Genomic DNA, 26,780 nt, shown 5'->3' on the forward strand with positions numbered 1-26,780 from the left:
GGAAACCCGCGCTGCGTCTTACTTCCGGCCGCGCGCACGCCCCGCTGCCAGCGCGGACAGCGCGCACACCCCGGCCCAGACGCCCGCGACGAGCGCTGACTTGCGCCGTGCGGCGGCGTCGGGCAACCCGGTCCCGAAACCAACCGCGTCGGCGACGTCGGCAGCCACCCGGACCGCGATAGCCGTGCGCAGTGCCGTTCCCGCGGGCGCGACGGCCATAGCCAGCCCGGTCGCCACGTCCCGGACCCCGATGCTCCTGGTCAGCACCGCCACGCCGCGCGCGGGCTCGCCGGTCAGCGTGACCAGCCCGGTGGGCTTGGCCATCAGCGCCGGGCGCACCGTCACCGCGGCGCCGTAGACAGCGGTGGCGAGCCCGAGGGCGCGCGGGATCCAGGTCAGCTTCGCCATGCCCGCAGGCTACCGAGCACCGCCGCCCACCACCCCTCGAAGCGCCTCCGTGAACGAGAGGCGGAAGGCGGCCGCGTCCAGTGGAACCGCGCCCGCCCCGGCGATCCGGTCGAAGATCACGCCGTCCAGGAACGCCACCAGCGCGCGCCCCTGCCGGTCCGGGTCGGGCGCCCCCGCCGCCGCGACCAACGCCGAGGCCAGGACCCGGTACCGCTCGCCGACCGCGACCAGCGCGGCCCGCAGTTCCGGCCTGCGGGTCGCTTCCAGGGACAGTTCGTAGCGGGCGACCATCCGGGCCCGGTTCACCGTGACCGACCGCTCGGCCATGCCCGCCATCAGCTCGGCCAGCCGGTCGACGGTGATCCGCTCCGGCAGGGGGGTGACCGCGGCCAGTTCGTCGGCGTCCAGGTCAGCCAGGCGTTCGACGGTGGCCGCGAGCAGCGCGTGCCGGGTGCGGAAGTAGTACGAGCACGAGCCCTCGGGCAGCCCGGCGGCCCGGTCGACCGCCCGGTGGGTCAGCCCGCGCAGGCCCTCGGCGGCGAGTGTGGCGATCGCCGCATCGGTGATCTCGTTCTTGCGCACTCTACGAGTGTAAAATCCTCTACAGGTGTAGAGGAGGAGACATGGCGACAGTGGCGGTGGTCGGCGGCGGGATCGCTGGCCTGGCGACGGCGATCGGCCTCGAGAAGCGGGGGTGGCGGGTCTCGGTGTTCGAACGCGCGACCGAGTTCACCGAGGTCGGCGCGGGGATCTCGTTGTGGCGCAACGCGCTGCGGGCGCTCGACGCGCTCGGGCTCGGCGACCAGGTGCGGGCCAGGGGTGTCGGCCCCGGTGGCGGCGGGCTGCGGGACAAGCGCGGCCGGTGGCTCGCGTCGGCCTCGGACAACGACCTGGTCATACTGCACCGCGCCGACCTGCTGGAAGTCCTGCTCGGCGCGGTCAAGCCGGACGCGCTGCGGGCCGGGACACCGGTCGACCGGCTGGAGGTCGTAGACGGCAAACCGGTCATCAACGGCGAACGGTTCGACCTGCTCGTCGGCGCTGACGGCTTGCGCAGCACCGTTCGCGCCACCTTCTGGCCGGACGCGGAACCGCCACGCCCCACCGGGCACACCGCGTGGCGCATGGTCCTACCCGCCGCAGGAGTCACCCCTAGCGAGACCTGGGGCGACAGGCAGGTCTTCGGCATCTTCCCCATGAGCGGCGACAGGGTCTACGCCTACGCGGCGGCGGTAGTGCCACCGGACACTGTCTTCCCTGACGGCGACCTGGCCGAACTACGGCGCCGGTTCGCGGACTGGCACGACCCGATCCCCACCCTGGTCAACAACGCCGAGACCGCGCTACGCCACGACCTCTACTACCTCCCGGACCTCTCCTCTTACGTCCGCGGCCCGGTAGCCCTCGTCGGCGACGCCGCCCACGCCATGCCGCCCAACATGGGTCAAGGCGGCTGCCAGGCGCTAGAGGACGCGGTGACCCTCGCGGCCACCGCCGACGACCTGGCGCACTACGACGCACTCCGCAGGCCGCGGTCCCAGAGCATCGCGCGGCGCTCGATCAGCACGGGCAAGTTCGTCCACAGCGGCGCCCCCTGGCGCGACACCCTGGTCCGGTTGTTGCCCGCGAGCCTCGTCCGGCGGGCCGTCGACCGGGCACTTGACTGGTACCCGCCGGTCGCACCCCTGGGCTGAGGGAAGATCGTGGGGTGCAGATAGCCGCGACCAAGGACCTCTGGCAGCAGATCTTCGGTGACCAGTGGGAGCCGCCAGCCACGATGGTGCTGGTCGCCGCTGGGATCGCGCTGGTCGTCGTGCTGGTCAACGCCCTGTGGCGACCGGCGCGCAACGTGATCACCATCGTGCACGAGGCGGGCCACGCGCTGATCGCCCTGCTCGCGGGCCGCAGGCTCACCGGCATCCGGCTGCACTCGGACACCTCCGGCGTCACCGTCTCGCGCGGCAAGCCGGAGGGACCGGGCATGGTCTGCACGGCCCTCGCCGGGTACGTCGCGCCGTCGCTGCTCGGCCTGGCCTTCGCGGCCCTGCTCGGCACCGATCGGGTCACCGCCGTCCTGGTGGTCTGCGCGATCCTGCTGCTGCTGGTGCTGATCATGATCCGCAACGCCTACGGGGTGTTCTCCCTGGTGGTCACCGGCGGCGTGCTGTTCGCGGTCTCCTGGCTGGCCAGCGACGAGATCCAGGCCGGGTTCGCCTACCTCATCGCCTGGTTCCTGCTGGTCGGCGGCCTGCGCCCGGTCTTCGAGCTGCAGGCCAAGCGCCGCCGCGGCCAGGCCCGCGACTCCGACGCCGACCAGCTCGCCCGGCTCACCGGCGCCCCCGCGTTCTTCTGGGTCGGCACCTTCGCGATGGTCAACACGGGGGCCGTCCTGCTCGCCGCGGGCTGGCTGCTGCTCTAGCGTGCGCCCGTCGACCACCGGCGCGCGTGTCCTCACCGGCACCTCGCGCGTTGTGCTCGGCGAGACCCCCACCGAAAGGTCGGCCACCATGACCGAGGCGCAAGGGCAACCCCAGCGGCGCACCCAGCGCGAGCGCCGCGAGGCCACCGTCGGCAAGCTCGTCGACGCCACCATCACCGCCATCTCCGAGGTCGGCTACGCCAAGGCCTCGGTGCAGGAGATCTGCCGCCGCGCCGGGGTGTCGCACGGCGGCCTGTTCCGGCACTTCGAGACCCGGCTCGACCTGGTGGTCACCGTCGCCGAGGAGGTCGGCCGCCGCCAGATCGCGGGCTTCGTCGCCAGGGTGCACCCGTTCTTCACCGAGGCCAGCGACTTCGTCGAGGTGCTGCGGGCCATCCGCGAAGCGTCCCGGTCCCCGCTCAACATCGTCTGGTTCGAGCTGCTGCTCGCCGCCCGCACCGACGACGAGCTGCGCGCCCGCCTCGCGCCCACCATCGAGGCCTACTCCAAGGACATCTACCTCACCGCGCTGCGCATCCCGGCCATCGCCGCCCAGCCCGACGAGATCCGCCAGGTCGCGGTGTTCACCGGGCTGCACATGTTCGACGGCGAGACCTTCGTCAACGCCGTCTACCCGCGCCCCGACCTCGACGAGAAACGCCTGCGCTTCGTCGCCGCCTTCTACGCGTCGACCCCCACCGGTCGAACGGGCGGTTAGCGCTGGTCGCGGGGAGGCGTTGAGCCGCCGCTGCTCCGGAACGCGACGGTTGGCGCAGGTGGGCCATGCGGCAGACTTCACGCCTAGTCAGGCCCACCTGCGAAGGGATCGACCCGTGTCCGACCAGCCCACCATCGGCGAACTCGTCTCCGCGTGCGCGACCAAGGCGTTCGCCGCGGCGCCGTCGCTGGCGGGGGCGGACGACGAGACCATCGACAACGCCATCGCCGAGATGGCCGCCCGGCTGTCCTCGGCGCGCGCCAGGATCCTCGCCGCCAACGCCGAGGACGTCGCCGCCGCCGAGGCCAACGGCATGAGCGGCGGGCTGCTCGACCGGCTGCGGATCACCGAAGCGCGGCTCGCCGAGATGGCCGAGCAGCTGCGCCTGCTCGCCTCCGTCGCGCACCCCGAGCGCTCCCGCCAGGTCGGCACCCTCGACGGCGGCCTCCGGCTGCTCGAGCTGCGCCGCCCGGTCGGCGTCATCGGCGCCAACTACGAGGCCAGGCCCAACGTCACCGTCGACGTCGCCTCCCAGCTGGTGAAGTCCCGCAACGGCGGCGTCCTGCGCACCGGTTCCGCCGCGCTGCGCTCGGCCACCACGCTCATCGAGCACGTCGTGGCCCCCGCGCTCTCGGACGCCGGGCTCGACGCCGACGCCATCCAGCTCGTGCCCAGCCCGGACCGCGAGGCCGCGGGCGCCCTGGTCGACCTGCCGCACCTCGTCCCGCTGGTCATCCTGCGCGGCAGCGGCGAGAGCACCCGCGAACTGGGTCGCCGCGCCGCCGCGTCCGGGGTCCGCACGCTCGCGCACGCGGACGGCGGGGGAGTCCTCTACTACGACCTCAAGGCCGACCCGGCCGTCGCCGAGGACCTCATCACCCGCAGCCTCGACCGGCTCGGCGTCTGCAACCGGCTCAACCTGCTGCTGGTCCACCGCGACGTCTACGACGCGGCCCTGCCGGGCATCCAGGCCGCCCTCACCGCCGCGGGCGTCACCGCCTCGCTGCCGCCGCACGACCACGCCGTCGGCTACGAGTGGGCGCTGGACTCCGACCGCGAGGCCACCGTGACCGTCACCCCGGTGGACGACCTCGCGCACGCCGCTCGCGTCGCCAACACCGAGACCTCCGGTCTTGCCGCAGGCATCGTCACCGCGGACCGCGCCCGGGCGGACGAGTTCATCGCCGCGTACACCGGAACGGGTGTCTTCTGGAACGCGCCGACGCGCCTGCTCGACGGGTTCAAGCTGCTCGGCGTGCCGGAGACCGGGATCAACATCGACCGGGTCCCCGGCCCCCGCGGCCCGGTCACCTTCACCGACCTGACCCTGCGCCAGTACGCCGTCCTGCCGGTGTGAGCTGGGCAACTGCTGATCGCGAGTTGTCCACAGCACACCGTCCCCACCCGAGCCCAGGCCCACCGCCGGGGCTACGATCCCCCCAACGGGCCGATCTGCCGGTCGGTCCGAGGACGCCCACCACCAGCAGCAGGAGGCAGGAGTGACGGCAGTAGCCCCGCAGCCGATCGCCACGCGGCCCTACCCGGCGCGCGAGACGGCCAAGGGTTCGTACCTGCTGCGGCTGTTCCGCACCACGGACCACAAGCAAATCGGCATCATGTACCTGGTCACCTCGTTCGCCTTCTTCATGGTGGGCGGCGCGATGGCCATGCTGATCCGGTCCGAGCTCGCCGTTCCCGGCCAGCAGTTCCTGTCGCAGGAGCAGTACAACCAGCTGTTCACCATGCACGGCACGATCATGCTGCTGCTGTACGCGACGCCGATCCTGTTCGGGTTCGCCAACTTCGTGCTGCCGCTGCAGATCGGCTCGCCGGACGTGGCGTTCCCCCGGTTGAACGCGTTCTCCTACTGGCTGTACCTGTTCGGCGGCCTGATCGTCATGTTCGGGTTCCTGACCCCGGGTGGCGCCGCCGACTTCGGCTGGTTCGCCTACACCCCGCTGTCTGACAAGATCCACTCGCCCGGCGTCGGCGCCGACCTGTGGATCACCGGTCTCGCGGTCGGTGGTCTCGGCACCATCCTCGGCGCGGTCAACATGCTGACCACCATCGTCTGCCTGCGCGCGCCCGGCATGACCATGTTCCGGATGCCGATCTTCACCTGGAACATCCTGATCACCAGCGTGCTGGTGCTGCTGGCGTTCCCGATCCTGACCGCGGCCCTGTTCGGCCTGCTGGCGGATCGACAACTCGGCGCGCACGTGTTCGACCCGGCCAACGGCGGCGTCATCCTCTGGCAGCACCTGTTCTGGTTCTTCGGCCACCCAGAGGTCTATATCGTCGCCCTACCGTTCTTCGGCATCGTCTCGGAGATCTTCCCGGTCTTCAGCCGCAAGCCGCTGTTCGGCTACCGCGGCCTGGTCTACGCGACCCTGGGCATCGCGGCGCTGTCGGTCACCGTGTGGGCGCACCACATGTACGCCACCGGCGCGGTCCTGCTGCCGTTCTTCTCCTTCATGACGTTCCTCATCGCGGTCCCGACCGGCGTGAAGTTCTTCAACTGGATCGGCACGATGTGGAAGGGGCAGCTGACCTTCGAGACCCCGATGCTGTTCAGCGTCGGCTTCCTGGTCACCTTCCTCTTCGGCGGCCTCACCGGCGTGCTGCTCGCCGCCCCGGCGATCGACTTCCACGTCTCGGACACGTACTTCGTCGTCGCGCACTTCCACTACGTGCTCTACGGCACCATCGTGTTCGCGACCTTCGCGGGCATCTACTTCTGGTTCCCGAAGATCACCGGCCGGTTCCTCGACGAACCGCTGGGCAAGCTGCACTTCTGGACCACGTTCATCGGCTTCCACGGCACCTTCCTGGTCCAGCACTGGCTGGGCAACGAGGGCATGCCGCGCCGCTACGCCGACTACCTGCCGACCGACGGCTTCACCACGTTGAACATCATCTCGACGATCGGCGCCTACATCCTGGGCGCGTCGACGCTGCCGTTCATCTACAACGTGTTCAAGAGCTACCGGTACGGCGAGATCGTCACCGCCGACGACCCGTGGGGCTACGGCAACTCCCTGGAGTGGGCCACCAGCTCCCCGCCGCCGCGGCACAACTTCACCGAGCTGCCCCGGATCCGCTCCGAGCGGCCCGCCTTCGACCTGCACTACCCGCACATGCGGGAGGCCACCGAGGCGGACAAGTACATCGGGGTGCTGGGTGGCCACGGCCACAAACCGGCCCCATCCGAGGTCATTGCCGAGAAGATGAACCCCGACGAGATCTCGAAGGGCGACCCCACGTTGCCCAATTGAGCGAACCCGGCCGCTCGGGCTGACTGAGCGGAGCCGGTGGAGGGACTGGAGACGGGTGGAGCCGAGGCGCGCGAGCAGCCTTCGCACCACCCGTCTTCCCATTTCCGGAAGATCCACTGTGGACTTCCGACGCGCTCGACCCCCGGCGGTGGCGGCCGAGGACGCCCGCCACGTGCACCGACCGGGGGAGCTCCACGCGGTCGACCCGCTGACGGCAGCCGACGACGCCTGCCGGGGGCGCACCAGCCCCGCCGGGGACCGCGGGCAGCACCCCGACCGTGACCCGGTCCGGGGAGTGGCCCCCGTCCGCACCACCCCCAGTCACCCAGCAGCCCGGACCGCGTGTGGCGGTGCCGGGCCAGTCGTCATGGGAGTCACCGGATCGTGTCCACCTCACCTGGTCCCCGCCAGACCCCTGTCCTGATCACGGTCACCGGACCGGACAAGCCAGGCGTCTCGTCGGTGCTCTTCGCCGCCCTCACCCGGCACGGGGTCGACATCGTCGACGTCGAGCAGGTCGTCATCCGCGGCCAACTGGTGCTCGGCGCGCTGGTCGGCACCGACCACGACCCCGAGGGGCTGCAGGAGTCCGTCGAGCAGGCGATGGCCACCGTGGCCATGCGCGTCGACGTGGAGATCGGCGTCGACCAGCACCCCAGCTCCGGGTCCACGCACGTGCTGGTCGTGCTCGGCCGCCCGGTCAGCGCCAAGGCCTTCGGCGCGCTGGCCAGGCGGCTGGCCGCCCTCGACATCAACATCGACACCATCCGGCGGGTCGCCGACTACCCGGTGACCGGCCTGGAACTGCGGGTGTCGGTCCCGGAGGACACCGACGCGGCGGACGCGGCGCTGCGCTCGGCGCTGGCCGCGCTGTCGGTCAAGGTCGGCCTGGACATCGCCGTGGAGCGCGACCTGCTGGCCAGGCGGGCGAAGCGGCTGATCGTCTTCGACGTCGACTCCACGCTGATCCAGGGCGAGGTCATCGAGATGCTGGCCGCCAAAGCCGGGTGCGAGGCCGAGGTCCGGGAGATCACCGAGGCCGCGATGCGCGGCGAGATCGACTTCACCGAGAGCCTGCACCGCCGGGTCGCCACCCTCGCCGGACTGCCCGCGACCGTGCTCGACGAGGTCGCCGACGCCCTGGAACTCACCCCGGGCGCCCGCACCACCATCCGCACCCTCAAGCGCCTCGGCTACCGCTGCGGCGTCGTCTCCGGCGGCTTCACCGCGATCATCGACAAGCTCGGCGAGGACCTCGGCCTCGACTTCCAGGCCGCCAACGAACTCGAGGTCGTCGACGGCGTCCTCACCGGCCGCGTCATCGGCGACGTCGTCGACCGCGAGGGCAAAGCCGTGGCCCTGCGCCACTTCGCCGACGCCTTCCACATCCCCCTAGCCCAATGCGTCGCGGTCGGCGACGGCGCCAACGACATCGACATGCTCTCCACCGCGGGCCTGGGCATCGCCTTCAACGCCAAACCCGCCCTCCGCGAAGTAGCCGACACAGCCCTCTCCCACCCCTACCTCGACGTCGTCCTCTTCGTCCTGGGCGTCACCCGCGCCGAAGTAGAAGCCGCCGACCTAGCCGACGGCCTGGACCCCGAACGCCCGTAGCCCGCACTCCTGCTCGTTCCGAACGCCGTGGGCGGTGCCAAGCGCACCCGGCACCGCCCACCGGCTCCGGTGTCCACAACCCCCGTGGGTTGCCCACAGCCGCGATGCGGGCCGGGCTTCCAGCGGCGCCTGACTAGTAGGCTGGAATCGGGGGCCTGCTCCGTCTGCCGCCTGTGATCATCCGCTGATGTTGGGAAGGCCGTTGAGCATCCTCGAGCCCCTCGCCGCCCGGTATGCGACCTGGTTGCGGTTGCCCGCTGAGGCCACGAACGACACCGGTGACGAGGACCCGGCGCTGGTTCGGGCGATGCCGATCGTCCTGCGGGTCGAGCGGGATCCGCAGCCCGGGCGGACCGCCCTGCTCGAAGCCGCGGCGGCGGCGTCCATCGCGGTGTGCCTGGATGAGCGCGCCGAACCCGAGGGGCCTTGGCACGACGACGTCGACGTGTGGGTGCGGGGGCGGATCCGCAAGGTGTCCCGCCGGGCCCGGGGGGCGCACTGGGAGGCCGTGCAGGACCTGCCGGGCGTCACGATCACCGTCGACGGCGCCGAGGCCCGCGCGTTCGTGCCCGGTCTGGTCGTCGAGACCCCGAAGGTCCTGTCCCGCCTGCAGATCTCCGGCAGTGAACTCCCGCCGGACGAACCGGGGCCTGCCCCCGACCAGGGTCCGGTGCTCTGGCTCAACCCGGGCGTCCCGATGACCGTCGGCAAGGGCGCCGCGCAGGTCGGGCACGCGACCATGCTGCTCGCCGCGCTGCTGCACGCCTCAGGCCGCGACGACGACCTCAAGACCTGGACCGCCAACGACTTCCGGTGCGCCGTCCGCACCCCGACCCCCGGTCAGTGGCGCGAACTGCACCCCGGCGACGACCCCGACACCGCCTGGCGGACGCACGGCACCACCGCCGTGCGCGACGCGGGTTTCACCGAGGTCGCGCCCGGCACGGTCACCGTCATCGCCCAGTGGCGGCCGTGAACCGGCGCGTCAGCCGCGTTGCCAGATGACGAACAGCCCGTCCTCGATGGTGGTCATGGCCTCGACGAACGCGTCGTTGTCGAAGTCGGGCAGGGACTGCAGCCGGGCCATCAGGTCGTCGGCCGACGGGTGACCCGCGGGGACCGCGCAGCCACCGCCGCCCGAGCGCATCAGCAGGAAGAAGACGTCTTCCTTCCACGGGCCCTCGGGGGTGGTGCGGATCGCGACCTCGGCCAGGTCGGTCCAGTCCACCGCCTCCTCGGTGCCATCGGCCAGCGTTCTGCGCACGCCATCGTCGTCGACGACGATGCCGCCGTCGCCGGGAATGACAGAGCCGTCGCCGGGAATGACTGACACGCGTCCTCCGCTAGGGATCTCGATGAGCACTCTCAGCTCGCCGCAGCCAGTCGGCGCAGCGCGGCCCGCACGACCTCGGGATCGGTCGTCGGCCAGAACGGGGGCAGGGACGCGCGCAGGAACCCGCCGTAGCGGGCGGTGGCCAGGCGCGGGTCGAGCACCGCGACCACCCCCTTGTCGTCCATGGACCGCAGCAGCCTGCCCGCGCCCTGGGCGAGCAGCAGGGCGGCGTGCGTGGCGGCCACGGTGAGGAACCCGTTGCCGCCCCTGGACTCCACCGCGCGTTGCCGGGCCGAGGCCAGCGGGTCGTCCGGGCGGGGGAACGGGATGCGGTCCATCACCACGAGAGTCAGCGACGGGCCGGGCACGTCGACGCCCTGCCACAGCGACAGGGTGCCGAACAGGCAGGTCGGCGGGTTCTCGGCGAACTTCTTCACCAGCAGCGCGGTCGAGTCGTCGCCCTGGCACAGGATGTCCACGTCGACCTTGTCGCGCAGCTCCGCGGTCGCCTGCTTGGCCGCGCGCATCGACGAGAACAACCCGAGCGTGCGGCCACCGGCGGCGGTCACCAGCTCGCGCAGCTCTTCCAGGTACGCGGGAGGTAGACCGTCGCGCCCCGGGGGCGGTAGGTGGCGCGCGCTATAGAGGATGCCTGAGCGCGGGTGGTCGAACGGGGAGCCGACGTCCATGCCGGTCCACCGGATGTCGTCGGAGGGTTCCTTGTCGGTAGCGGTGCCTTCGGCTTTGACACCGACTCGCTGCTTGCCCGGTAGGCCCCACTGCTTCGCCAACGCGTCGAACGTGCCGCCGAGAGTTAGCGTCGCCGACGTGAGGATCGTGGTGTTCTCACCGAACAGCCGCTCCCGCAGCAGCCCGGCCACTCCTAGAGGCGCCACGCGCAACGAGACCGGTCGCGGCCCGGCGGTGTTGATGTCACCGCTGACCCACACCACGTCACGCAGCTTCGCCTCCTCGGTCCCGAATGCGTCGAGCACACGCACCGCGGTGTCGTGGACTTCCTCTAGCGCCGATAGCGCGAGCTTGCGTGCAGTCGCCGCCTCTGGGTCGTCCTTGCGCTCGGACCCGATCGCGGTGACGCAGGCGTGCGCCGCGTCGCGGATGGCCTGGAGGGTGACGGCGACGGGTTCGGGCAGGTCGTCGACCCGGCCCGCGGGCGCCTCCGACAGCAGCATCGCCAGGCCCTCACCCGCCTCGACCAGCCGGTCGGCCACCTCGTCGGTGATCAGCTTGCCCGCCCGGCGCGCCGCGACGGACACCGCCGTCGCCGACAGCTCGCCGGTGGCCACCGAGGTGACCCGGTCGACCAGGTCGTGCGCCTCGTCGATGATCACCACGTCGTGCTCGGGCAGCACCTGCGCGGTGCCCAGCGCGTCGATGGCCAGCAGCGCGTGGTTGGTCACCACGACATCGGACTTGCCCGCCTCGGCCTTGGCCTTCTCCGCGAAGCAGTCCGTGCCGATCGGGCAGCGCGACACGCCGAGGCACTCGCGCGCCGACACCGACACCTGCCGCCACGCCTGGTCGGACACGCCGGGCACCAGCTCGTCGCGGTCACCGACCTCGGTGTCGCTGGCCCAGTCGCGCAGCCTGCCGACCTCGCGGCCCATCCGGGACACGGCGAACGGGTCGAACAGCACCTGGTCGTCCGGCTCGTCCTTCGGGCCGTCGAGCCGGTGCAGGCACAGGTAGTTGCGCCGCCCCTTGAGGATGGCGAACGTGGGGGTCCGCTTGAGCGGCTTGGCCAGCGCCTTCGCCAACCGCGGCAGGTCGCGGTCCACCAGCTGGCGCTGCAGCGCGATGGTGGCCGTCGAGATCACCACGGACTTGCCGTTGGCCACGGCGTGCCGGATCGCGGGCACCAGGTAGGCCAGCGACTTGCCGGTCCCGGTGCCCGCCTGCACCGCGAGGTGGTCCCCGGTGCGGATGCTGGCGTGCACGGCCTCGGCCATCTCGACCTGCCCCGGCCGCTCCGCCCCGCCGACCGCCGCGACCGCGGTGGCGAGCAGCTCGCGCAGCGAGGGCAGGGAGTCGGGCATGGCGGAGACGGTACCCGGGAGGCCCGTCAGTCCCGCCCGCAGTCCCACCAGCCCGCCGGTGTCGCCTGTCCGGGTGGCGGTCCGGTTCTGCCGGGTGACTCTCGCTGCCCGCGTGGCATCCGGCCCCGGCACGCGATCCACTCGGAACGAGAGGATCGTTCACTTCGCGGAGGGAGTTCGACATGTCACCGGTCAGGTCACTGCGGATCGGCGTGTTGGCGGTCACCACGGGACTGGTCGCGCTGGCGACACCAGCCGGGGCGAGCGTGCCCGCCGACAGCAGCGCCGCAGTCGGCGTCGCGGTAGCCCTCGTCGGCACCGAGGCGATCGACATCGGCCCGCTCGCGCCGTGCGCCGCGGGCGGACCCGGGATCGGCACCACCACCGGGCAGGCCTCCGACGCGGGCCTGGTCAGCTACGGCCTCGGCAGCAGCACCTGCTCCTACGACCCGGCCACCGGCGCCTCGGCCGCCACCGTCAACGGCAGGCAGTTCGAACTCAACCGCAACAACGTCGCCGGGGTCCCGAAGATCAAGATCGCGACGTTCTCCGTCTCCTGCAACACCAACGAGGAGGGCGGCGTCTCCACCTCGCTGAGCCTCGGCGGCGTCACCGGCCTGCAGCTGCCGGAGGAGATCCCGCCCAACCACACCATCCTGGTGCCCGGCTTCTTCCCCGAGGACCCGCCGATCGCCAAGGTCGTGCTCAACGACGTGGTCGAGGCCGAGGCACCGGACAAGTCGCTGACCGTGCACGCCGCCAAGATCTGGCTCTACCCGGACGCCGACCCGGCAGGCCCGCCCGCCCCCGGCAGCGGCTCCATCACCGTCGGATCGGTGACCTGCAACCCGGCCCACGAGTGATCCGCTAGTGTCGACGGCATGACTGCCGGGTCGGCCACGCGCCGCACACAGAACGGGCGCCCGGCCCGCGCTTGACCTCCCGGTGGGCCCGCGGCCCGCCCCCTCCGCCGCTGAGACGCAGGTCCTCGTAGTGGCGGAAGGAGGTGAGAATCAATGAGTTGGACAGAGTTCGAAAACACCCACACCGTCGGCGACATCATCGAGGGCGTCGTCGCAGGCACCGTGCCCTTCGGCTCATGGGTCGAATACCTGGGCGTTACCGGCCTGGTCTACCAACGGCAACTACCCGTCGGCACCACGGTATCCGTCCGCATCACCAACATCGACCAAGACCGCCAACGGTTCAGCCTGCAAGAACTGTGAACAAGGCGCGGGTCCGGGGAAGATGGGCCTCCCCGGACCCGCACCCCGATAACAGCACCCCCCACCGCTCGCCCCCCGAGGTCCCCTACCCCCCACGGACAACACTCCTGTCCACTGTGGAACGTAGGTGAACCCCCTTGAACTGTGCGACGCCAACGCTGGCCCCCAGCACCCGCCGGCAACGTTGGCCCTAAAGCACCCGCCAACACCGTTGGCCCCCAGACACCCGCCAACACCGTTGGCCCCCAGACACCCGCCAACAACGGTGCCCTACGCGCCCGCCGCCGACGTTGGCCTCCACGCGCTCCACCCGAGTCGCTGGTGCCAGGCCGGCTCGATGGGGTGGACTTGTTTTGTGGAGAGGCTGAAAGTCGCCCCATGTGGACAACCCACCCTAATGATCCAGAGCGACAATCCGGGAAGGCAGCTCCTTGTTCCGCCGTGTCTTCGTCCACCCGTTGCGCCCTTGGGCCATGCGGAGCGCGGCTCGCCAGGAGGTTATGTAGAAGGTGTAGATATACAGCGCATAGGCGAGGCCGTAGCCGATCGAGCGGAGAAAACCCTTGGCGGGTTCGCAACGGCGGCGGTAGATGGGGCCCCAGATGACGAAGGGGAGTAGGCCGAACGCTCCGTAGACGGTGAAGAGGAGCCAGGCGCCGTCGGTGAACCAGGTCCAGACGGAGCTGAAGTCGGTGGCGGCGCGGTAGCCCAGGAGCAGGAACGGGATCGGGTAGATCAGGGTGCCCAGCAGCTGCATCCACGGTTGGGCCAGGTAGTACAGCATCTCCGCGGCGCCGAGGGTGGAGAGGTGTTGGGAGTCGAAGATGCGGCGGATGTAGCGGCCGCACTGCATTGTGCCCTGGCCCCAGCGGGTGCGTTGGGCCAGGAAGCGGCGCAGGCTGTAGAGAGCCTCTTGGTCCACGTGGGTGTCGACGGTGAAGCCCGTCTTCCAGCCCTGGGTGAGCAGGTGGACGCCGAGTTCGAAGTCCTCGAGCAGGGCGCCGCGCCAGGGGCCGAGGCCGTGGGCGATGGAGTCCAACGCGGACAGGCGGGTGAACTGGCCGTTGCCGCCCATGGCGATGGTGCCGGTCTTGCCGCGCGACATCTGGATGGCGGCGATGGCGCTGCGGAACTCCAGGTCCTGCATGCGGACCATGGCCAGGCCGAAGCGCCGCCGCCAGCCGCCGGTGTCCGGGGGTGGGGTGCCGCGGTTGCTCATCCGGACGTCGACCTGGACGGCGCCGACGGTGGGGTCGCCGAAGAGGTGGTCGGCGGCGCAGACCGACAGGCAGTTCGCGGCGGGGCGGCCGTCGGCGTCGACCACGACGATCACCGCGCGGTCGGTGTCGGCGTGCTTGCCCATCCAGTTCTTCAGCGCCCGGTACGCCGAGTTCAGCGCCGCGCCCTTGCCGGTGCGGGCGTTGGGGCGCTTGCGGCACACCAGGTGCAGCAACCGGTCGCCGCCGTGCCGGGGGCCCTGCAGCGCGCGGACCACGTCGACCGTCCCGTCCGCCGAGTCGTCGTCGATGACCCAGACGTGCGCGTGGGTGAACGTGCCGCGCAGGTAGCGCACCGTGTCGCCGATGACGGCCTGCTCGTCGCGGCACGGCACGAAGAAGTGCCACTCCAACCGGTGCGGGTCACCGGGAGCGGCCCGGCGGTAGCGCAGGTACGGCACGACGATCAAGCACACGTAGGTCATGAACGCGACGCTCATCGTCAGGGCGAGGGCCTGGGTGAAACCGAGCAGCAGCGGCAGGTTCACCGCGTCGCCTTCCACACGAACAGGACCAGGGCCGCCGCGCCGCCGACGACGCTCACGATGGACCCCAGGAACGTGTGCCCCCAGTAGTAACCCTGGTCGGTGCCCAGCCCGTTGATCAGACCGACCAGCGTCAGCACGCGCAGCTGGTTGACCGCGATCACCGCGACCGACGCCAGGCCGAGCGCGACCAGCACACGCCCCGCGATCCGGCCGCGCAGCGCGATCATCACCGCCGCCACCAGCAGCAGCGGCAGCACCAGGAACGCCGAGGTGCACTCCGGACTCATCCGCAGGCCGAACGGGTGCGCGCCGCCGAGTCCGAAGTAGACGGTCTGCCGCTCGGCGACCAGCTGCACGCCGCCGGACGTGATCACCCGCAGGATCCCGCTCGCCAGCGCCATCTCCGCGGTCCGGTACAGCCGGTTGCCGACCACGAGCGCCACCGCGGCCGCCACCAGGGCGAACGCGAGCAACCTCGTCGATGATCGGGTGACCGGCAGCGCGTTGGCCAACGCCACCGCTGCTCCCTCCTGATGCGCGCGTCGTTCACCCGACGCGTCAGGAATTCCATCGGCCACCCCACCACCAGGGCTTCATCCGCGATCCGGGTGACAAAGGTCCGGAAAGCACTGCACCCAGCGTCAGCAGAATTGTGAAACCACGTCGTGATCCACTCGATCGGGTTGCATCGGCGCAGATCTGTGATCTCTGGCCGGGTGCCGGCGATACGCCTTCCGCAAGCCCCCGGTCCCCTCCGCCGTTCTCCGTGCGGACTCGCGGGCTTGGAATCGCAGATCCCTTGGAGGAACCACGATGTACAAGCGTTGGCTGCGCCGTGCCTGCGCCACCGGAGTGATCGCGGCAACCGTGCTGCTGGCTGGCGCGACGCCCGCCGTCGCCGCCCCCGGTGACGCGTCGGCCTTCGTCGCCTCGGCCAGGGTCGCGCTGCTCGGCCAGGTCACGACCGCCGTCAGCCCGCTCGCCCCCAGCAGCACCAGCGGTGCCGCCTCGGCCCAGCTGGCGAACACCGCGGTGCCCGGGGTGGCCACGGCGGGCCTGGTGACCACCAGCGCCAACCGCGACGACGACACCGGTGTCGTCTCGGCGCGCTCCAGCCTCACCGACGTCGCCGTGCTGCTGTCGAACATGGGCACCATCGGCGCCATCACCGTCAGCTGCGAGGCCACGCAGAGCGGTGTCACCGGCAAGACCTCGCTGGCCGACGTGGCGCTCAAGGCGGCGACCGTGCCGCTCGAACCCCCTGCGAACACGACGATCGGCGTGCCGAACGTGGCGTCGCTGGTGTTCAACGAGCACGTCCGCGCCGCCGACGGGACCCTGACCATCAACGGGATCCACTTGCGACTCAACGCGCTCGTCGGCGAGGGTGACCTCGTGCTCGGCAGCGCGACCTGCGGGGTGGCCGCGCCGCCGATGCCGATGGCGTCCGGCTCGGGGCTGTGGGCCGGGATCGGCCTGCTCGCCCTGGTGGCTCTACCCGTTGGGGTCACGGCAATCCGGCGCCGTCGCGTCGACACGGCCTGAGCGGGGAGGCCACCATGTACCGAGCACCCACCGGAGGTGCCATCGGCGGCAGCGCGGGACTCGCGATGACGGGCGCCGACGTCGGCTGGTGGATCGCGCTGGGCGTAGCCCTGCTGGTCGCCGGCTTCCTGCTGCTGCACGCCAACCGCCGTCGCGCCAGACGCGCGGCGGAATGATCCGAAGTGGATCCCGGGTGCGCCCACCCCTCCCCACCGGTCCCGGGATCCACTTCGCCCCCTCCCCTAAGGAACACATGCGCAACGAAGTCCTGATCCTGGTCGGCACCAGGCCGGAGGCGGTGAAGGCGGCACCGGTCGCGCTCGCCGCGGCCGCCGAGCCCCGGCTCGACCCCTATATCGTCCACAGTGGACAACACCCTGGCATGGTCGAGCAGGCGCTCACCCCGTTCGGCCTCGGCCCGGACGAGGTCATCGTGGTCGACCGGCCGGTCGGCGGTCAGGCTGAGCTGGTCGGCGCCTTGCTGCCGCGCATCGACGCCATCCTGGCCCGCCGCGACCCCGGGGTCCTGCTCGTGCAGGGCGACACGACGACGACCCTGGCGGGCGCGCTGGCCGCGTTCTGGCGCGGCATCCCGGTCGCGCACCTGGAGGCGGGTCTGCGCACCGGTGACCTCACCGCGCCCTTCCCCGAGGAGGGCAACCGGCAGATGGTCGCCCGGATCGCCGCGCTGCACCTGGCCCCGACCGAGGACGCCGCCGCCGCGCTGCGCGCCGAGTCCGTCCCGGGCGCCGCCATCGAGGTCACCGGCAACACCGTCGTCGACGCTGTCCGCCACATCGCCTCGGTAGACCTACCGGCCGCGAACGCGCCTCTTGCCATGCTCGAACACGATCTCGACCGCACCGGCGGCAGGCTCGTCCTGGTCACCGTGCACCGCAGGGAGTCCTGGGGCGCGCCGCTCGCGGGCATCCTCAGCGCCGTGCGGACCATCGCCGACAGGCACCCCGACGTGCGGGTGCTGCTCCCGGCGCACCCCAACCCCGAGGTCCGCGCCCAGGTGGCGACCGTGCTCGGCGGGCACCCCGGCATCGTGGTGACCGACCCGCTCGACTACCCAGACCTGGTGCGCACCCTGCGCCGGGCGGCCCTGGTGATCACCGACTCCGGCGGCATCCAGGAGGAGGCGCCCACCTTCGGCGTCCCGGTCCTGGTCGCCCGCGACGTCACCGAGCGGATGGAGGCCGTCCGCGCGGGCTGCGCGCAACTGGTCGGCACCGACCGGGTCAGGCTGCTCGGCGAGGCCGAGCGGATCCTGGTCACCGGCCAGCGCGTGCCCAACACCGACAACCCGTTCGGCGACGGGCACGCCGCCCGCCGGGTCTGCGCCGCGCTGACCAGGCTGCTCTCCGGTCAACCGACCGTGGGCGTCCCGACCAGCGTCACGTCCGCCGCCCGCAGACCTGCCAGCGCCGCCTCGACGGTCGGCGCGGCCACCCCGGCGGTCAGGTCGAGCAGGACCGTGGTGGCGAAGCCCGCCGCCGCCGCGTCGATGGCCGTCGCCCGCACGCAGTGATCGGTGGCGATGCCGACGACGTCCACCCGGGTCACCCCGCGTGAGCGCAGCCAGTCCGCCAGCGACACCTCGGCCGGGCCGACCCCCTCGAACCCCGAGTAGGCCGCTGCGTAGGCCCCCTTGGAGAACACGGCCTCGATGGGGGCGACGTCGAGCGCGGGGTGGAACGAGGCCCCCGAGGTGTCGACCACGCAGTGCACCGGCCAGCTGTCGACGAAGTCGGGGTTGTCGCTGAAGTGCGCGCCCGGGTCGATGTGGAAGTCGCGGGTCGCCACGACGTGGTCGTAGTCCGAGGCGGCGACGTGCGCCGAGATCGCGGCGGCCACGGCGGCGCCACCGGTGACGGCCAAGGAACCGCCCTCGCAGAAGTCGTTCTGCACGTCGACGACGATCAAGGCGGCCTTGCCCAAGTCGCTCATGACTGCTCCAGGTACACGGTGGGGATGGCGGGGTCGCCCGCCGACAGCTTCAAGCCCTCCCAGGGGAGGCTGACCAAGCCCTTGCGCACTCGGGTTCGGCTGTCCTCAAGCGTGGGCAGGTCGGGCACCGGTTGTCCACCGCGCATCAGGGGGATCTGCAGCAGCCGGTCGTGCTCGCCGAGCTCGGGAGCCGGGCCGCCCGCCGGGTAGATGACCTCCTCGAGCGCGGTGCCGGTCGGCTTGTGCCTGCGCAGCGCCAGCTTCCGGCCGCCGCGCGACTCCTTGTGCGAGCTGCGCTTGGCCACCGGCCTGCCGTCGACCTCGACCAGCTTGTAGACCATCCCGGCGGTCGGCGCCCCGGACCCGGTCACCACCGAGGTGCCCACCCCGTAGGCGTCGACCGGCTCGGCCCGCAGCGACGCGATCGCGTACTCGTCCAGGTCACCGGACACCACGATCCTGGTCTCGGTCGCGCCGAGGCCGTCGAGCTGCTCGCGGGCCTGCCTGGCCAGCACCCCGACGTCGCCGGAGTCGATGCGGATCGCGCCCAGCCCGGTCCCCGCGACCTCGACGGCCGTCGCGATGCCCTGGGTGATGTCGTAGGTGTCGACCAGCAGCGTGGTGCTCACCCCGAGGGCGGCCACCTGCGCGGCGAACGCGGCGCGCTCGTCGTCGTGCAGCAGGGTGAACGCGTGCGCGCACGTCCCCGCGGTCGGGATGCCGTACGCGCTACCCGCCGCCAGGTTGGACGTAGTGGCGAAACCCGCCAGGTAGGACGCACGAGCCGAGGCGATCGCGGCGACCTCGTGCGTGCGGCGCGACCCCATCTCGATGATCGGTCGACCGTTGGCCGCGCCCGCCATCCGCGCCGCCGCCGAGACGATGGCACTGTCGTGGTTCAGGATCGACAACGCGACCGTCTCCAGGACCACCGCGTCGGCGAAGGTCCCGGTCACGGTCAGCAGCGGGGAGCCGGGGAAGAACAGCTCGCCCTCGGGGTAGCCGTCGATGTCGCCGCTGAACCGGTACGCGGCCAGCCACTCCAGGGTCGCCTCGTCGACGACGGAGGTCTCGCGCAGGTGCGCCAGCTCCGCCTCCCCGAACCGGAACGCCGCGGCGGCCTCGACGACCCGCGCGGTGCCGCCGACCACCCCGTAGCGGCGCCCGTCCGGCAGGCGCCTGGTGAACACCTCGAAGACGCAGGACCGCTCAGCCGTGCCGTCGGCCAGCGCGGCGGAGAGCATGGTCAGTTCGTAGTGGTCGGTCAACAGTCCAGTGCTGACCGGACCGACGCCGCTCGCACCCGCGTTCACACCCATGGGTACGAGCCTATGTCGTGTTCGCCTGCCCGATGCCCCTGGTCCCGGACCTGGCAGCGCTTGGCTCGCTCGGCCACCGGCCCCTACGCCGAGCTGCGACGATGCCGGGTGAGCCAAGGTCGCGAGCCGGGGACGATGCCGGGTGGGGACGAGGGGGCGGGTGGTGGGAGGAAATAGGCAGAGCCACGATCGGTGATGGAGTAGTCCGATCGAATGAAGATCCGCCGGTGTGGGCGAAATGGGTCATGCCACCATTGACCCATGACCGCAGCCGTCGACATGGAGCAGACGCAGGCGACGCCGTCGAGCTCGGAGGTGGTGGCCGAGGACCGGCCCTGGCAGACCGTCGTCTGGAACGACCCGGTCAACCTGATGTCGTACGTGACCTACGTGTTCCAGAAGCTGTTCGGCTACAGCAGGGACAAGGCGACCAAGCTCATGCTCGACGTGCACCACGAGGGCAAGGCCATCGTGTCGTCGGGGAGCAAGGACAAGATGGAGGCCGACGTGGCGAGGCTGCACGCGGCGGGGCTCTGGGCGACCATGGAACACACGTCGTGAAGCCGTGGAAGCGCAAGGGCGACCTGGTGCACGCCGACATCGATCGGCAGGAGGCCGCGGTGCTGCGCGGCCTGGTGTCCCAGATCGACGACATGCTGCGCGCGCGCATCGAGGAGACCCCGCAGGACGAGCTCGCGGAGCTGACCGGGATCCGGACCGGCCCGTCGACCTCGCCGGACGACCCGATCCTGTCGCGGCTGCTGCCCGACTTCCACCGGCTCGACGACGACAACCCGAGCAAGGCCGACCTGGACTCGGCCGCGGTGCTGCGCTCGCTGCACGAGCCGACCCTGCTCGACCTCAAGACCGGGGTCGCGGCGGTGGTGCTGGAGACCTGCCCGATGTACGGCGGCGGGATCCGGCTCTCGCTGGAGCAGGCCGACGCGTGGCTCTCGGCGCTCAACGACGTGCGGCTCGCCCTGGGCACCGCCATCGAGGTCACCGAGGACATGCCGGACGAGCTGCCCGACGACGACCCGCGCAGCCCGCACCTGTCGGTCTACCACTGGCTGACCTGGGTGCAGGAGTCCATGGTGCAGGCGCTCTCGACGCCGTGATCACCCAGGTCCCGGGGGTCCGCGTCGGGCACCACCACCGGATCGGCGGGGGGTGGGCGACCGGCACCACGGTCGTCCTGCTGCCCGAGGGCACGGTCGGCGGTGTGGACGCGCGCGGCGGGGCGCCCGGGACCCGCGAGACGGACCTGCTCGCCCCGGAGAACCTGGTCAGCAGGGTCGACGCGGTGTGCTTGTCGGGCGGTAGCGCCTACGGGCTCGCGGCCGCGGACGGTGTTATGCGCTGGCTTGGGGAACGCGGCATCGGGTTTCCGGTAGGGCCAGAGTCGCATCACGTCGTGCCGATCGTCCCGGCGGCTGTGCTGTTTGACCTACCTCGCGGTGAGTGGGGCAACCGGCCGGATGCGGACTTCGGGTACGCGGCCTGCGAGGCGGCTACCGACGGCCCGGTCGAGATGGGCAGTGTCGGTGCTGGAGCCGGTGCGAGGGTCGGTTCGCTCAAGGGCGGTATCGGCTCGGCTAGCGCCAGAGTGGGCGAGTTCACAGTTGGCGCTATCGCGGCGGTCAACGCCAAGGGCGAGGTCGTCGATTTGTCCACCGGAGGCTTCTGGGTCGACGGTGAACCGGGGGAGTTCCCGCCTGCGCCGGGGCGGCCCGCGCAGCTGACAGCGCGACCGTCGGACCTCAACACCACCATCGGCGTTGTCGCTACCGACGCCGCCTTGGACAAGGCGCAGTGCAAGCGGTTGGCCATGGCCGCCCAGCATGGACTCGCCCGCGCGGTGCGCCCGTCGCACACCCTCTTCGACGGCGACACCGTGTTCGCGGCCGCTACCGGGGTCCGACCGGTGTCTGGTCCGGTCGAGCTGGACGCCCTCTATACCTCGGCGGCCGAGGTGTTCGCCCGAGCTGTCGCGCACGGCGCGCTCACCGCCACCACCATCGGCGACCTGCACTCTTACCGCGACGTCTGGGCTTGACTCGCGGTCTCATACGCTCGATTGGCAGCCGCCGCCAAGCCGGGAACGATGCCGGGCGGGGACGAGGGGGTGGGTGGCGGGAGGGAGTGATGCTGCGTTCTCCCACACACTGGGAGGTGCCGACCCAGCCCGTAGGATGGTGGCGTGCTGACGATCCGCCGAGACCTCGTGGACGCGATGGTGGCGCATGCCCGCCGCGACCACCCGGACGAGGCGTGCGGCGTCATCGCCGGACCCGACGGGTCCGACCGGCCGGAGCGGTTCATCCCGATGCTCAACGCGGCCCGCTCGCCCACGTTCTACGAGTTCGACTCCGGGGACCTGCTGCGGCTGTACCGGGAGATGGACGCCAACGACGAGGTGCCGGTGGTCATCTACCACTCGCACACGGCCACCGAGGCCTACCCGTCGCGCACCGACGCCAAGATCGCCGCCGAGCCGTACGCGCACTACGTGCTGGTCTCCACGCGCGACCCGCACGAGCACGAACTGCGCTCGTTCCGCATCGTCGACGGCGTCATCACCGAGGAACCCGTCGAGGTCGTCGAGTCGTACCGGTTCGCGCACACCGGACCGGACGACGTCCCAGAGCTGTGAGTTCCCCGGTGCCGCGGAATACCCGCCGCACCCCCGCGCGTCCCTTTCGATGAACCCACCTCCCGGAGGATGACCCACCATGGCCGTCACCGTCTCGATCCCGACCATCCTGCGCACCCACACCGGCGGCGAGAAGACCGTCCCGGCCGCGGGCGACACCCTGGCCCAGGTCATCGACGACCTCGAGGCCAACCACGGCGGCCTCAAGGCCCGCCTGGTCAAGGACGGCGTGCTGCACCGCTTCGTCAACGTCTACGTCAACGACGAGGACGTCCGCTTCGCCGGTGGCCTCGAGGCCAAGGTCGCCGACGGCGACAACGTGACGATCCTGCCCGCCGTCGCCGGTGGCGCGCGCTAGTTTTTCCGGCTTCGCTTGAGGGGGACCCGTGGCCCGCTACGACTCACTGCTCGACGCGCTGGGTGACACACCGCTGGTCGGGCTGCCCCGGCTGTCCCCGGCGCCGACGGTGCGGCTGTGGGCCAAGCTCGAGGACCGCAACCCGACCGGCTCCATCAAGGACCGCCCCGCGCTCGCCATGATCACCGCCGCCGAGCGCGACGGTCGGCTGGCGCCCGGGGCGACCATCCTGGAGCCGACCTCGGGCAACACCGGCATCTCGCTGGCCATGGCCGCCAAGCTCAAGGGCTACGGCCTGGTCTGCGTGATGCCGGAGAACACCTCCGAGGAGCGCAAGCTGCTGCTGCAGGCCTACGGCGCCCGCATCGTGTTCTCCCCGGCGGCGGGCGGCTCCAACGAGGCCGTCCGCCGCGCCAAGGAACTCGCCGAGCAGCACCCGGACTGGGTGATGCTCTACCAGTACGGCAACCCGGACAACGCCGCCGCCCACTACACCGGCACCGGCCCCGAGATCCTCCGCGACCTGCCGTCCATCACCCACTTCGTCGCGGGCCTCGGCACCACCGGCACCCTCGTCGGCGTCGGCCGGTACCTGCGGGAGCACAAGCCGGACATCCAGATCATCGCCGCCGAACCCCGGTACGGGGAGCTGGTCTACGGCCTGCGCAACCTGGACGAGGGCTTCGTACCGGAGCTGTACGACCCGTCGGTCCTGAGCAGCCGCTTCTCCGTCGGCTCCTACGACGCCCTGCGCCGCACCCGCCAACTCCTGGAAACCGAGGGCATCTTCGCGGGCGTCTCCACCGGCGCCATCCTGCACGCCGCCCTCGCCGCCGCCGAAAAGGCCGCAGGCGCGGGCGAAGAAGCCGACGTCGTCTTCATCGTCGCCGACGCCGGGTGGAAGTACCTCTCCACCGGCGCCTACAGCGGCACCATCGACGAAGCCTCAGACCGCCTCGACGGCCACCTCTGGGCGTAGCCAGTCGGCGCGCACCTGGTCAGCGCCGCGTCGCTGTTGTGCGTGAGGGCGCGGCTTCGAAGCAGCGGTGGACAGCATCGCGCCGGGATGTCGAGCCCCAGAGTCGCCGTGTGGTCGCAGCCAGCTGACCTCGCGTGCCGAAGCCGCGTGGACTTCGGGTCCGTAACGGCATGCAGGCTGGTGGGGCGCACTGCCTCTGCGCTCCACCGCGCGGATGTCTGGAGCGGTGCCCCAGAGTGCGAGCGAGGAAGCCGACGTCGTCTTCATCGTCGCCGACGCAGGCTGGAAATACCTCTCCACCGGCGCCTACAGCGGCACCATCGACGAAGCCTCAGACCGCCTCGACGGCCACCTCTGGGCGTAGCCGCTGACCCGTGCGCGGTGGTCCGGGCTAGATTCTCGGGTATGTCCGGTGTGGTGGAGGTGCTGCGGAGCGCTCAGGTGCCTGCTTCGGTGGAGCAGGTGTGGGCGATCGTGTCGGATGCGGGGCGGGCGCCGGATTGGTTCAGCTTCTCGGAGCGGACCGAGGTGTTGTCCGGGGACGGGGTCGGGCAGCTGCGCAGGCAGCACGGGTTGTGGGGGAACCGGCGGTCGGAGATCGACCAGGAGGTCGTCGCGTTCGAGGCGCCGGTGTTGATCGGGTGGGTGCACAAGGCGGAGCGGCTGGACGGGAAGGCGGCGCCGACGCTGGCGAGGGCGACGCGGTTCACCATCGAGCTCCAGCCCGACGGCGAGCGCACCACCGTCAGCCTGCGCACCGTCCAGGAGCCGGTGGACCTGCTGCGCGGGTTCCTCATGCGCACCGCGTGGACCAGGGAGATCAAGCGGCGGATGGACGAGTCCCTGGCCAGGTTGGCGCGGGCCGCGGTCTCGGGGTGAGCTCCGGGTTTCACCGGATCCGGTGAGGCGCGCGAACACGTAGTCTCAGTGGTGTGAGCACCGTGCCCGTCCAGCCGAGCAAGCCCGCCGCCCGGGTGTTGCCGCCGAACCCGTTGCAGGCGCTGATCGTCGTCGGCGGGTTCGCCGCGCTGCTGTACCTGATCGAGTTCGTCGACGCCGTGCTGCCCGCCGACCTGGACCAGTTCGGCATCATCGCCCGCGACAGCTCCGGGCTCGACGGGATCCTGTGGGCGCCGCTGCTGCACGCGGGCTGGGCGCACCTGGTGTCCAACACGCTGCCGCTGCTGGTGCTGGCGTTCCTGGCGATGGCCAACGGGCTGGCCCAGTGGGTCGCGGTCACCGCCACCATCTGGCTGGTCAGCGGCGTCGGGGTGTGGCTGACCGGCGACGGGGGCACGGTCACCGTCGGCGCGTCCGGGCTGTGCTTCGGCTGGCTGCTGTTCCTGCTGGTGCGCGGCCTGTTCACCCGCAGCGTGCTGCACATAGCGCTGGCGCTGGTGCTGCTCGGCTACTGGGGCACGATGCTGTTCGGCGTGCTGCCCGGCGACCCGAGGATCTCCTGGCAGGGCCACCTGTTCGGCGCGCTCGGCGGCATCCTGGCCGCCTGGCTGGTGTCGATGGGCAACCGGTCGGTGACCAAGCAGGCGGCCGCGTGAGCGCCCCGATCGGCATCTTCGACTCGGGGGTCGGCGGGCTCACCGTGGCGCGCTCGATCATCGACCAGCTCCCGCACGAGCGGCTGCGCTACATCGGTGACACCGCCAACAACCCGTACGGTCCCCGGCCGATCGCCGAGGTCCGCGAGATCACCCTGCGGCGCACCGACGAGCTCGTCGCCAGCGGCGTCAAGATGCTCGTCCTCGCCTGCAACACCGCCTCCGCCGCGTGCCTGCGCGACGCCCGCGAGCGCTACGACATCCCGGTCGTCGAGGTCGTCGTTCCCGCTGTGCGCCGGGCCGCCGCGGTCACCAAGACCGGCAGGGTCGGCGTGATCGGGACCACCGGCACCATCCGCTCCCGCGCCTACGACGACGCTTTCGCCGCAGCCCCGGGCATTGCCGTGACCGGTGCCGCGTGCCCCCGGTTCGTCGACTTCGTCGAGCGCGGGGTCACCTCGGGACGCCAGGTTCTCGGCCTCGCCCAGACCTACCTGGAACCGCTGCAACAGGCCGCTGTGGACACCGTCGTGCTCGGCTGCACCCACTACCCGCTGCTCACCGGGGTGTTGCAGGTCGTGATGGGACCGGACGTGACGCTGGTGTCGAGCGCGGAGGAGTGCGCGAAGGACGTCTTCCGCGTGCTCACCGAGACCGGGCTGCTGACCGAGGACGAGGACGAGCCGGTGCACGAGTTCAGCGCGACCGGTCCGGCCGAGCCGTTCGACCGGTTGGCGCGCCGCTTCCTCGGACTCGGCGGCGGCGCGGGCCTTGCTCCATTGGCTCGATGGTGATCGTGCCGCGATGCCCGCTGTGACAGGCTGTTCGGTGTGCTGCTGACCGTTCTCGGGTGCTCAGGAAGCGTTCCAGGGCCCAACGCCGCCTCATCCGGCTACCTGCTGGAGGCGGAGGGGTTCCTGCTCGGCGTCGAGCTCGGCAGCGGCACCCTCGCCGCGCTGCAGGCGATCCGCGACCCGTTCGCGCTCGACGCCCTGCTGTTCTCGCACCTGCACGCCGACCACTGCGCGGATTTCGCGTCGCTGACCGTCTACCGGCGCTACCACCCGCGTCCCAGCCGCGACCCCCGGGCGAACCGCTTACCCGTGCACGCCCCGAGAGCCGCGCCGCGCCGGTTCGCGGGCGCGTACGCCACCGACGACGACGAGCTGGCTGTCACGGATCTGTCCGATGTGTTCGACTTCTGTCCATTAACGCCCGGTACTGTCCATATAGGACCCTTCGAGGTGGCTGTCGCGACGGCGGCGCACCCGTGCGACGCCTACAGCTTCCGCATCAGCCACGGCGGCCGGTCCCTGGTGTACACCGGCGACACCGGCCTGTGCCGCTCGGTCTTGGCGCTGGCCGAGGGCGCCGACGTGGTGCTCGCCGAGGCGTCGTGGACGCACGGCTCGGGCGCCAAGGAGGCCCTGCACCTGTCCGGTCGGGAAGCTGGCGAGCTGGCCGCCGCGGCGGGCGCCAGCAGACTCCTCGTGACCCACATTCCGCCGTGGACCGACCGCGACGCCGTCCACGCGGAAGCCGTCGCCGCCTTCCCCGGCGAGGTGACCGTCGTCGAGCAGGGCGCGGCCTACGAGCTCTAGC

The 26,780-nt window shown here is 71.4% G+C and carries 29 protein-coding genes and 2 pseudogenes; 23 read left to right on the forward strand and 8 right to left on the reverse strand.

Translation table 11 applies throughout. The features are described from left to right. Window positions 1-18 precede the first annotated feature (18 nt). Window positions 19-408, reverse strand: coding sequence for a hypothetical protein (locus LV79_RS24460; RefSeq protein ID WP_253840592.1), 390 nt, complete (start codon window positions 406-408; stop codon window positions 19-21). Window positions 409-417: 9 nt separating this feature from the next. Continuing rightward, window positions 418-990, reverse strand: coding sequence for a TetR/AcrR family transcriptional regulator (locus LV79_RS24465; RefSeq protein WP_253840593.1), 573 nt, complete (start codon window positions 988-990; stop codon window positions 418-420). 41 nt (window positions 991-1,031) lie between these two features. Between LV79_RS24465 and LV79_RS24470 the strand changes: the two genes are divergently transcribed. The 7 genes from LV79_RS24470 (at window position 1,032) to LV79_RS24500 (ending at window position 9,410) form a co-directional block, all read left to right on the forward strand. Next, window positions 1,032-2,102 (forward strand): FAD-dependent oxidoreductase, encoded by a 1,071-nt coding sequence (locus LV79_RS24470; protein ID WP_253840594.1) that lies wholly within the window; start codon window positions 1,032-1,034, stop codon window positions 2,100-2,102. Between the two features lie 83 nt (window positions 2,103-2,185). After that, complete coding sequence (locus LV79_RS24475) at window positions 2,186-2,827, forward strand: M50 family metallopeptidase (protein ID WP_253841182.1); 642 nt, start codon at window positions 2,186-2,188, stop codon at window positions 2,825-2,827. A gap of 88 nt (window positions 2,828-2,915) precedes the next feature. Then, window positions 2,916-3,545 (forward strand): TetR/AcrR family transcriptional regulator, encoded by a 630-nt coding sequence (locus tag LV79_RS24480; RefSeq protein ID WP_253840595.1) that lies wholly within the window; start codon window positions 2,916-2,918, stop codon window positions 3,543-3,545. A 115-nt stretch (window positions 3,546-3,660) separates the two neighbouring features. Further along, entirely contained in the window at window positions 3,661-4,902 is a 1,242-nt protein-coding gene (locus tag LV79_RS24485) for an aldehyde dehydrogenase family protein (protein ID WP_253840596.1), read from the forward strand. A 142-nt stretch (window positions 4,903-5,044) separates the two neighbouring features. Then, window positions 5,045-6,820 carry an aa3-type cytochrome oxidase subunit I gene (ctaD, locus tag LV79_RS24490; protein WP_253840597.1) on the forward strand — a complete coding sequence of 592 codons (1,776 nt, stop codon included), beginning with the start codon at window positions 5,045-5,047 and terminating at the stop codon, window positions 6,818-6,820. A 384-nt stretch (window positions 6,821-7,204) separates the two neighbouring features. After that, window positions 7,205-8,434, forward strand: a complete 1,230-nt coding sequence (serB, locus tag LV79_RS24495; RefSeq protein WP_253840598.1) for a phosphoserine phosphatase SerB — start codon at window positions 7,205-7,207, stop codon at window positions 8,432-8,434. Window positions 8,435-8,636: 202 nt separating this feature from the next. Further along, window positions 8,637-9,410, forward strand: a complete 774-nt coding sequence (locus tag LV79_RS24500) for an aminoacyl-tRNA hydrolase (protein ID WP_253840599.1) — start codon at window positions 8,637-8,639, stop codon at window positions 9,408-9,410. A gap of 9 nt (window positions 9,411-9,419) precedes the next feature. On the opposite strand, the gene LV79_RS24505 is transcribed toward LV79_RS24500, so the two are convergent. Beyond that, a complete protein-coding gene (locus LV79_RS24505) occupies window positions 9,420-9,767 on the reverse strand; it encodes a hypothetical protein (RefSeq protein WP_253840600.1) in 348 nt (115 codons plus the stop codon). A gap of 32 nt (window positions 9,768-9,799) precedes the next feature. After that, on the reverse strand, window positions 9,800-11,824 hold the full coding sequence (locus LV79_RS24510) for an ATP-dependent DNA helicase (protein WP_253840601.1): 2,025 nt from the start codon (window positions 11,822-11,824) through the stop codon (window positions 9,800-9,802). 182 nt (window positions 11,825-12,006) lie between these two features. Here LV79_RS24510 and LV79_RS24515 point away from each other — a divergent pair, with 182 nt between their 5' ends. Together LV79_RS24515 and LV79_RS24520 are read left to right on the forward strand one after the other, a co-directional pair. Next, window positions 12,007-12,687 carry a hypothetical protein gene (locus LV79_RS24515; RefSeq protein WP_253840602.1) on the forward strand — a complete coding sequence of 227 codons (681 nt, stop codon included), beginning with the start codon at window positions 12,007-12,009 and terminating at the stop codon, window positions 12,685-12,687. Between the two features lie 153 nt (window positions 12,688-12,840). After that, window positions 12,841-13,050 (forward strand): S1 RNA-binding domain-containing protein, encoded by a 210-nt coding sequence (locus LV79_RS24520; protein WP_253840603.1) that lies wholly within the window; start codon window positions 12,841-12,843, stop codon window positions 13,048-13,050. Window positions 13,051-13,444: 394 nt separating this feature from the next. On the opposite strand, the gene LV79_RS24525 is transcribed toward LV79_RS24520, so the two are convergent. Both LV79_RS24525 and xrtP read right to left on the reverse strand, forming a co-directional pair. Continuing rightward, a complete protein-coding gene (locus LV79_RS24525; protein ID WP_486303584.1) occupies window positions 13,445-14,815 on the reverse strand; it encodes an XrtP-associated glycosyltransferase in 1,371 nt (456 codons plus the stop codon). Then, entirely contained in the window at window positions 14,812-15,333 is a 522-nt protein-coding gene (gene xrtP / locus LV79_RS24530; protein ID WP_253840604.1) for an exosortase P, read from the reverse strand. The genes LV79_RS24525 and xrtP overlap by 4 nt, the downstream gene beginning before the upstream one ends. Before the next feature lie 295 nt (window positions 15,334-15,628). Between xrtP and LV79_RS24535 the strand changes: the two genes are divergently transcribed. The 3 genes and pseudogenes from LV79_RS24535 to wecB form a co-directional block, all read left to right on the forward strand. Next, entirely contained in the window at window positions 15,629-16,360 is a 732-nt protein-coding gene (locus tag LV79_RS24535; RefSeq protein WP_253840605.1) for a choice-of-anchor protein CoaP, read from the forward strand. A 14-nt stretch (window positions 16,361-16,374) separates the two neighbouring features. Then, entirely contained in the window at window positions 16,375-16,536 is a 162-nt protein-coding gene (locus LV79_RS24540) for an LAXTG motif-containing small protein (RefSeq protein ID WP_253840606.1), read from the forward strand. A 77-nt stretch (window positions 16,537-16,613) separates the two neighbouring features. Continuing rightward, window positions 16,614-17,762: pseudogene (wecB, locus tag LV79_RS24545) on the forward strand (non-hydrolyzing UDP-N-acetylglucosamine 2-epimerase); the annotation flags it as partial. Here the strand turns inward: wecB and LV79_RS24550 are convergent. Beyond that, on the reverse strand, window positions 17,732-18,313 hold the full coding sequence (locus LV79_RS24550; protein ID WP_253840607.1) for an isochorismatase family protein: 582 nt from the start codon (window positions 18,311-18,313) through the stop codon (window positions 17,732-17,734). The pseudogene wecB and the gene LV79_RS24550 sit on opposite strands and share 31 nt — an antisense overlap. Further along, window positions 18,310-19,632, reverse strand: coding sequence for a nicotinate phosphoribosyltransferase (locus LV79_RS24555; RefSeq protein WP_253840608.1), 1,323 nt, complete (start codon window positions 19,630-19,632; stop codon window positions 18,310-18,312). The genes LV79_RS24550 and LV79_RS24555 overlap by 4 nt, the downstream gene beginning before the upstream one ends. A gap of 261 nt (window positions 19,633-19,893) precedes the next feature. Between LV79_RS24555 and clpS the strand changes: the two genes are divergently transcribed. From clpS to LV79_RS24610, 11 genes and pseudogenes are all read left to right on the forward strand, one after another. Further along, a complete protein-coding gene (clpS, locus tag LV79_RS24560) occupies window positions 19,894-20,193 on the forward strand; it encodes an ATP-dependent Clp protease adapter ClpS (protein ID WP_372495442.1) in 300 nt (99 codons plus the stop codon). Then, window positions 20,190-20,750: a DUF2017 domain-containing protein gene (locus LV79_RS24565; protein WP_092783645.1), complete on the forward strand. Its 561-nt coding sequence runs from the start codon at window positions 20,190-20,192 to the stop codon at window positions 20,748-20,750. The genes clpS and LV79_RS24565 overlap by 4 nt, the downstream gene beginning before the upstream one ends. Then, the gene (locus LV79_RS24570; protein ID WP_253840609.1) at window positions 20,747-21,688 is read left to right on the forward strand and encodes a P1 family peptidase; all 942 of its coding nucleotides are present in this window, start codon (window positions 20,747-20,749) and stop codon (window positions 21,686-21,688) included. Before LV79_RS24565 ends, LV79_RS24570 begins: the two co-directional genes overlap by 4 nt. A 144-nt stretch (window positions 21,689-21,832) precedes the next feature. Beyond that, the gene (locus LV79_RS24575; RefSeq protein ID WP_285470441.1) at window positions 21,833-22,285 is read left to right on the forward strand and encodes a M67 family metallopeptidase; all 453 of its coding nucleotides are present in this window, start codon (window positions 21,833-21,835) and stop codon (window positions 22,283-22,285) included. A 79-nt stretch (window positions 22,286-22,364) separates the two neighbouring features. Further along, window positions 22,365-22,643, forward strand: coding sequence for a MoaD/ThiS family protein (locus tag LV79_RS24580; RefSeq protein ID WP_092783651.1), 279 nt, complete (start codon window positions 22,365-22,367; stop codon window positions 22,641-22,643). 28 nt (window positions 22,644-22,671) lie between these two features. Beyond that, window positions 22,672-23,622, forward strand: a complete 951-nt coding sequence (locus tag LV79_RS24585) for a PLP-dependent cysteine synthase family protein (protein ID WP_253840610.1) — start codon at window positions 22,672-22,674, stop codon at window positions 23,620-23,622. A 244-nt stretch (window positions 23,623-23,866) separates the two neighbouring features. Beyond that, a pseudogene (gene cysM / locus LV79_RS24590) lies at window positions 23,867-23,986 on the forward strand (cysteine synthase B); the annotation flags it as partial. Between the two features lie 41 nt (window positions 23,987-24,027). Next, on the forward strand, window positions 24,028-24,501 hold the full coding sequence (locus LV79_RS24595; protein WP_253840611.1) for an SRPBCC family protein: 474 nt from the start codon (window positions 24,028-24,030) through the stop codon (window positions 24,499-24,501). Window positions 24,502-24,554: 53 nt separating this feature from the next. Next, window positions 24,555-25,178: a rhomboid family intramembrane serine protease gene (locus tag LV79_RS24600; protein WP_253840612.1), complete on the forward strand. Its 624-nt coding sequence runs from the start codon at window positions 24,555-24,557 to the stop codon at window positions 25,176-25,178. Continuing rightward, complete coding sequence (gene murI, locus LV79_RS24605) at window positions 25,175-25,972, forward strand: glutamate racemase (RefSeq protein ID WP_253840613.1); 798 nt, start codon at window positions 25,175-25,177, stop codon at window positions 25,970-25,972. The genes LV79_RS24600 and murI overlap by 4 nt, the downstream gene beginning before the upstream one ends. 36 nt (window positions 25,973-26,008) lie before the next feature. Further along, window positions 26,009-26,779: an MBL fold metallo-hydrolase gene (locus tag LV79_RS24610; protein WP_253840614.1), complete on the forward strand. Its 771-nt coding sequence runs from the start codon at window positions 26,009-26,011 to the stop codon at window positions 26,777-26,779. The last annotated feature ends 1 nt before the right edge of the window (window position 26,780 follow it).

It is taken from the genome of Actinokineospora globicatena, from assembly GCF_024171945.1.
Classification (GTDB): domain Bacteria; phylum Actinomycetota; class Actinomycetes; order Mycobacteriales; family Pseudonocardiaceae; genus Actinokineospora; species Actinokineospora globicatena.

Bases quoted from the DNA above. Each gene is read 5' to 3' on its own strand.
- LV79_RS24475 (WP_253841182.1), top strand. From the start codon at position 2,186: ATGGTGCTGGTCGCCGCTGGGATCGCGCTGGTCGTCGTGCTGGTCAAC.
- LV79_RS24515 (WP_253840602.1), top strand. From the start codon at position 12,007: ATGTCACCGGTCAGGTCACTGCGGATCGGCGTGTTGGCGGTCACCACG.
- LV79_RS24535 (WP_253840605.1), top strand. From the start codon at position 15,629: ATGTACAAGCGTTGGCTGCGCCGTGCCTGCGCCACCGGAGTGATCGCG.
- LV79_RS24480 (WP_253840595.1), top strand. From the start codon at position 2,916: ATGACCGAGGCGCAAGGGCAACCCCAGCGGCGCACCCAGCGCGAGCGC.
- LV79_RS24460 (WP_253840592.1), bottom strand. From the start codon at position 408: ATGGCGAAGCTGACCTGGATCCCGCGCGCCCTCGGGCTCGCCACCGCT.
- LV79_RS24510 (WP_253840601.1), bottom strand. From the start codon at position 11,824: ATGCCCGACTCCCTGCCCTCGCTGCGCGAGCTGCTCGCCACCGCGGTC.
- LV79_RS24595 (WP_253840611.1), top strand. From the start codon at position 24,028: ATGTCCGGTGTGGTGGAGGTGCTGCGGAGCGCTCAGGTGCCTGCTTCG.
- LV79_RS24470 (WP_253840594.1), top strand. From the start codon at position 1,032: ATGGCGACAGTGGCGGTGGTCGGCGGCGGGATCGCTGGCCTGGCGACG.
- LV79_RS24520 (WP_253840603.1), top strand. From the start codon at position 12,841: ATGAGTTGGACAGAGTTCGAAAACACCCACACCGTCGGCGACATCATC.
- LV79_RS24550 (WP_253840607.1), bottom strand. From the start codon at position 18,313: ATGAGCGACTTGGGCAAGGCCGCCTTGATCGTCGTCGACGTGCAGAAC.
- LV79_RS24540 (WP_253840606.1), top strand. From the start codon at position 16,375: ATGTACCGAGCACCCACCGGAGGTGCCATCGGCGGCAGCGCGGGACTC.
- LV79_RS24555 (WP_253840608.1), bottom strand. From the start codon at position 19,632: ATGGGTGTGAACGCGGGTGCGAGCGGCGTCGGTCCGGTCAGCACTGGA.
- LV79_RS24580 (WP_092783651.1), top strand. From the start codon at position 22,365: ATGGCCGTCACCGTCTCGATCCCGACCATCCTGCGCACCCACACCGGC.
- clpS (WP_372495442.1), top strand. From the start codon at position 19,894: ATGACCGCAGCCGTCGACATGGAGCAGACGCAGGCGACGCCGTCGAGC.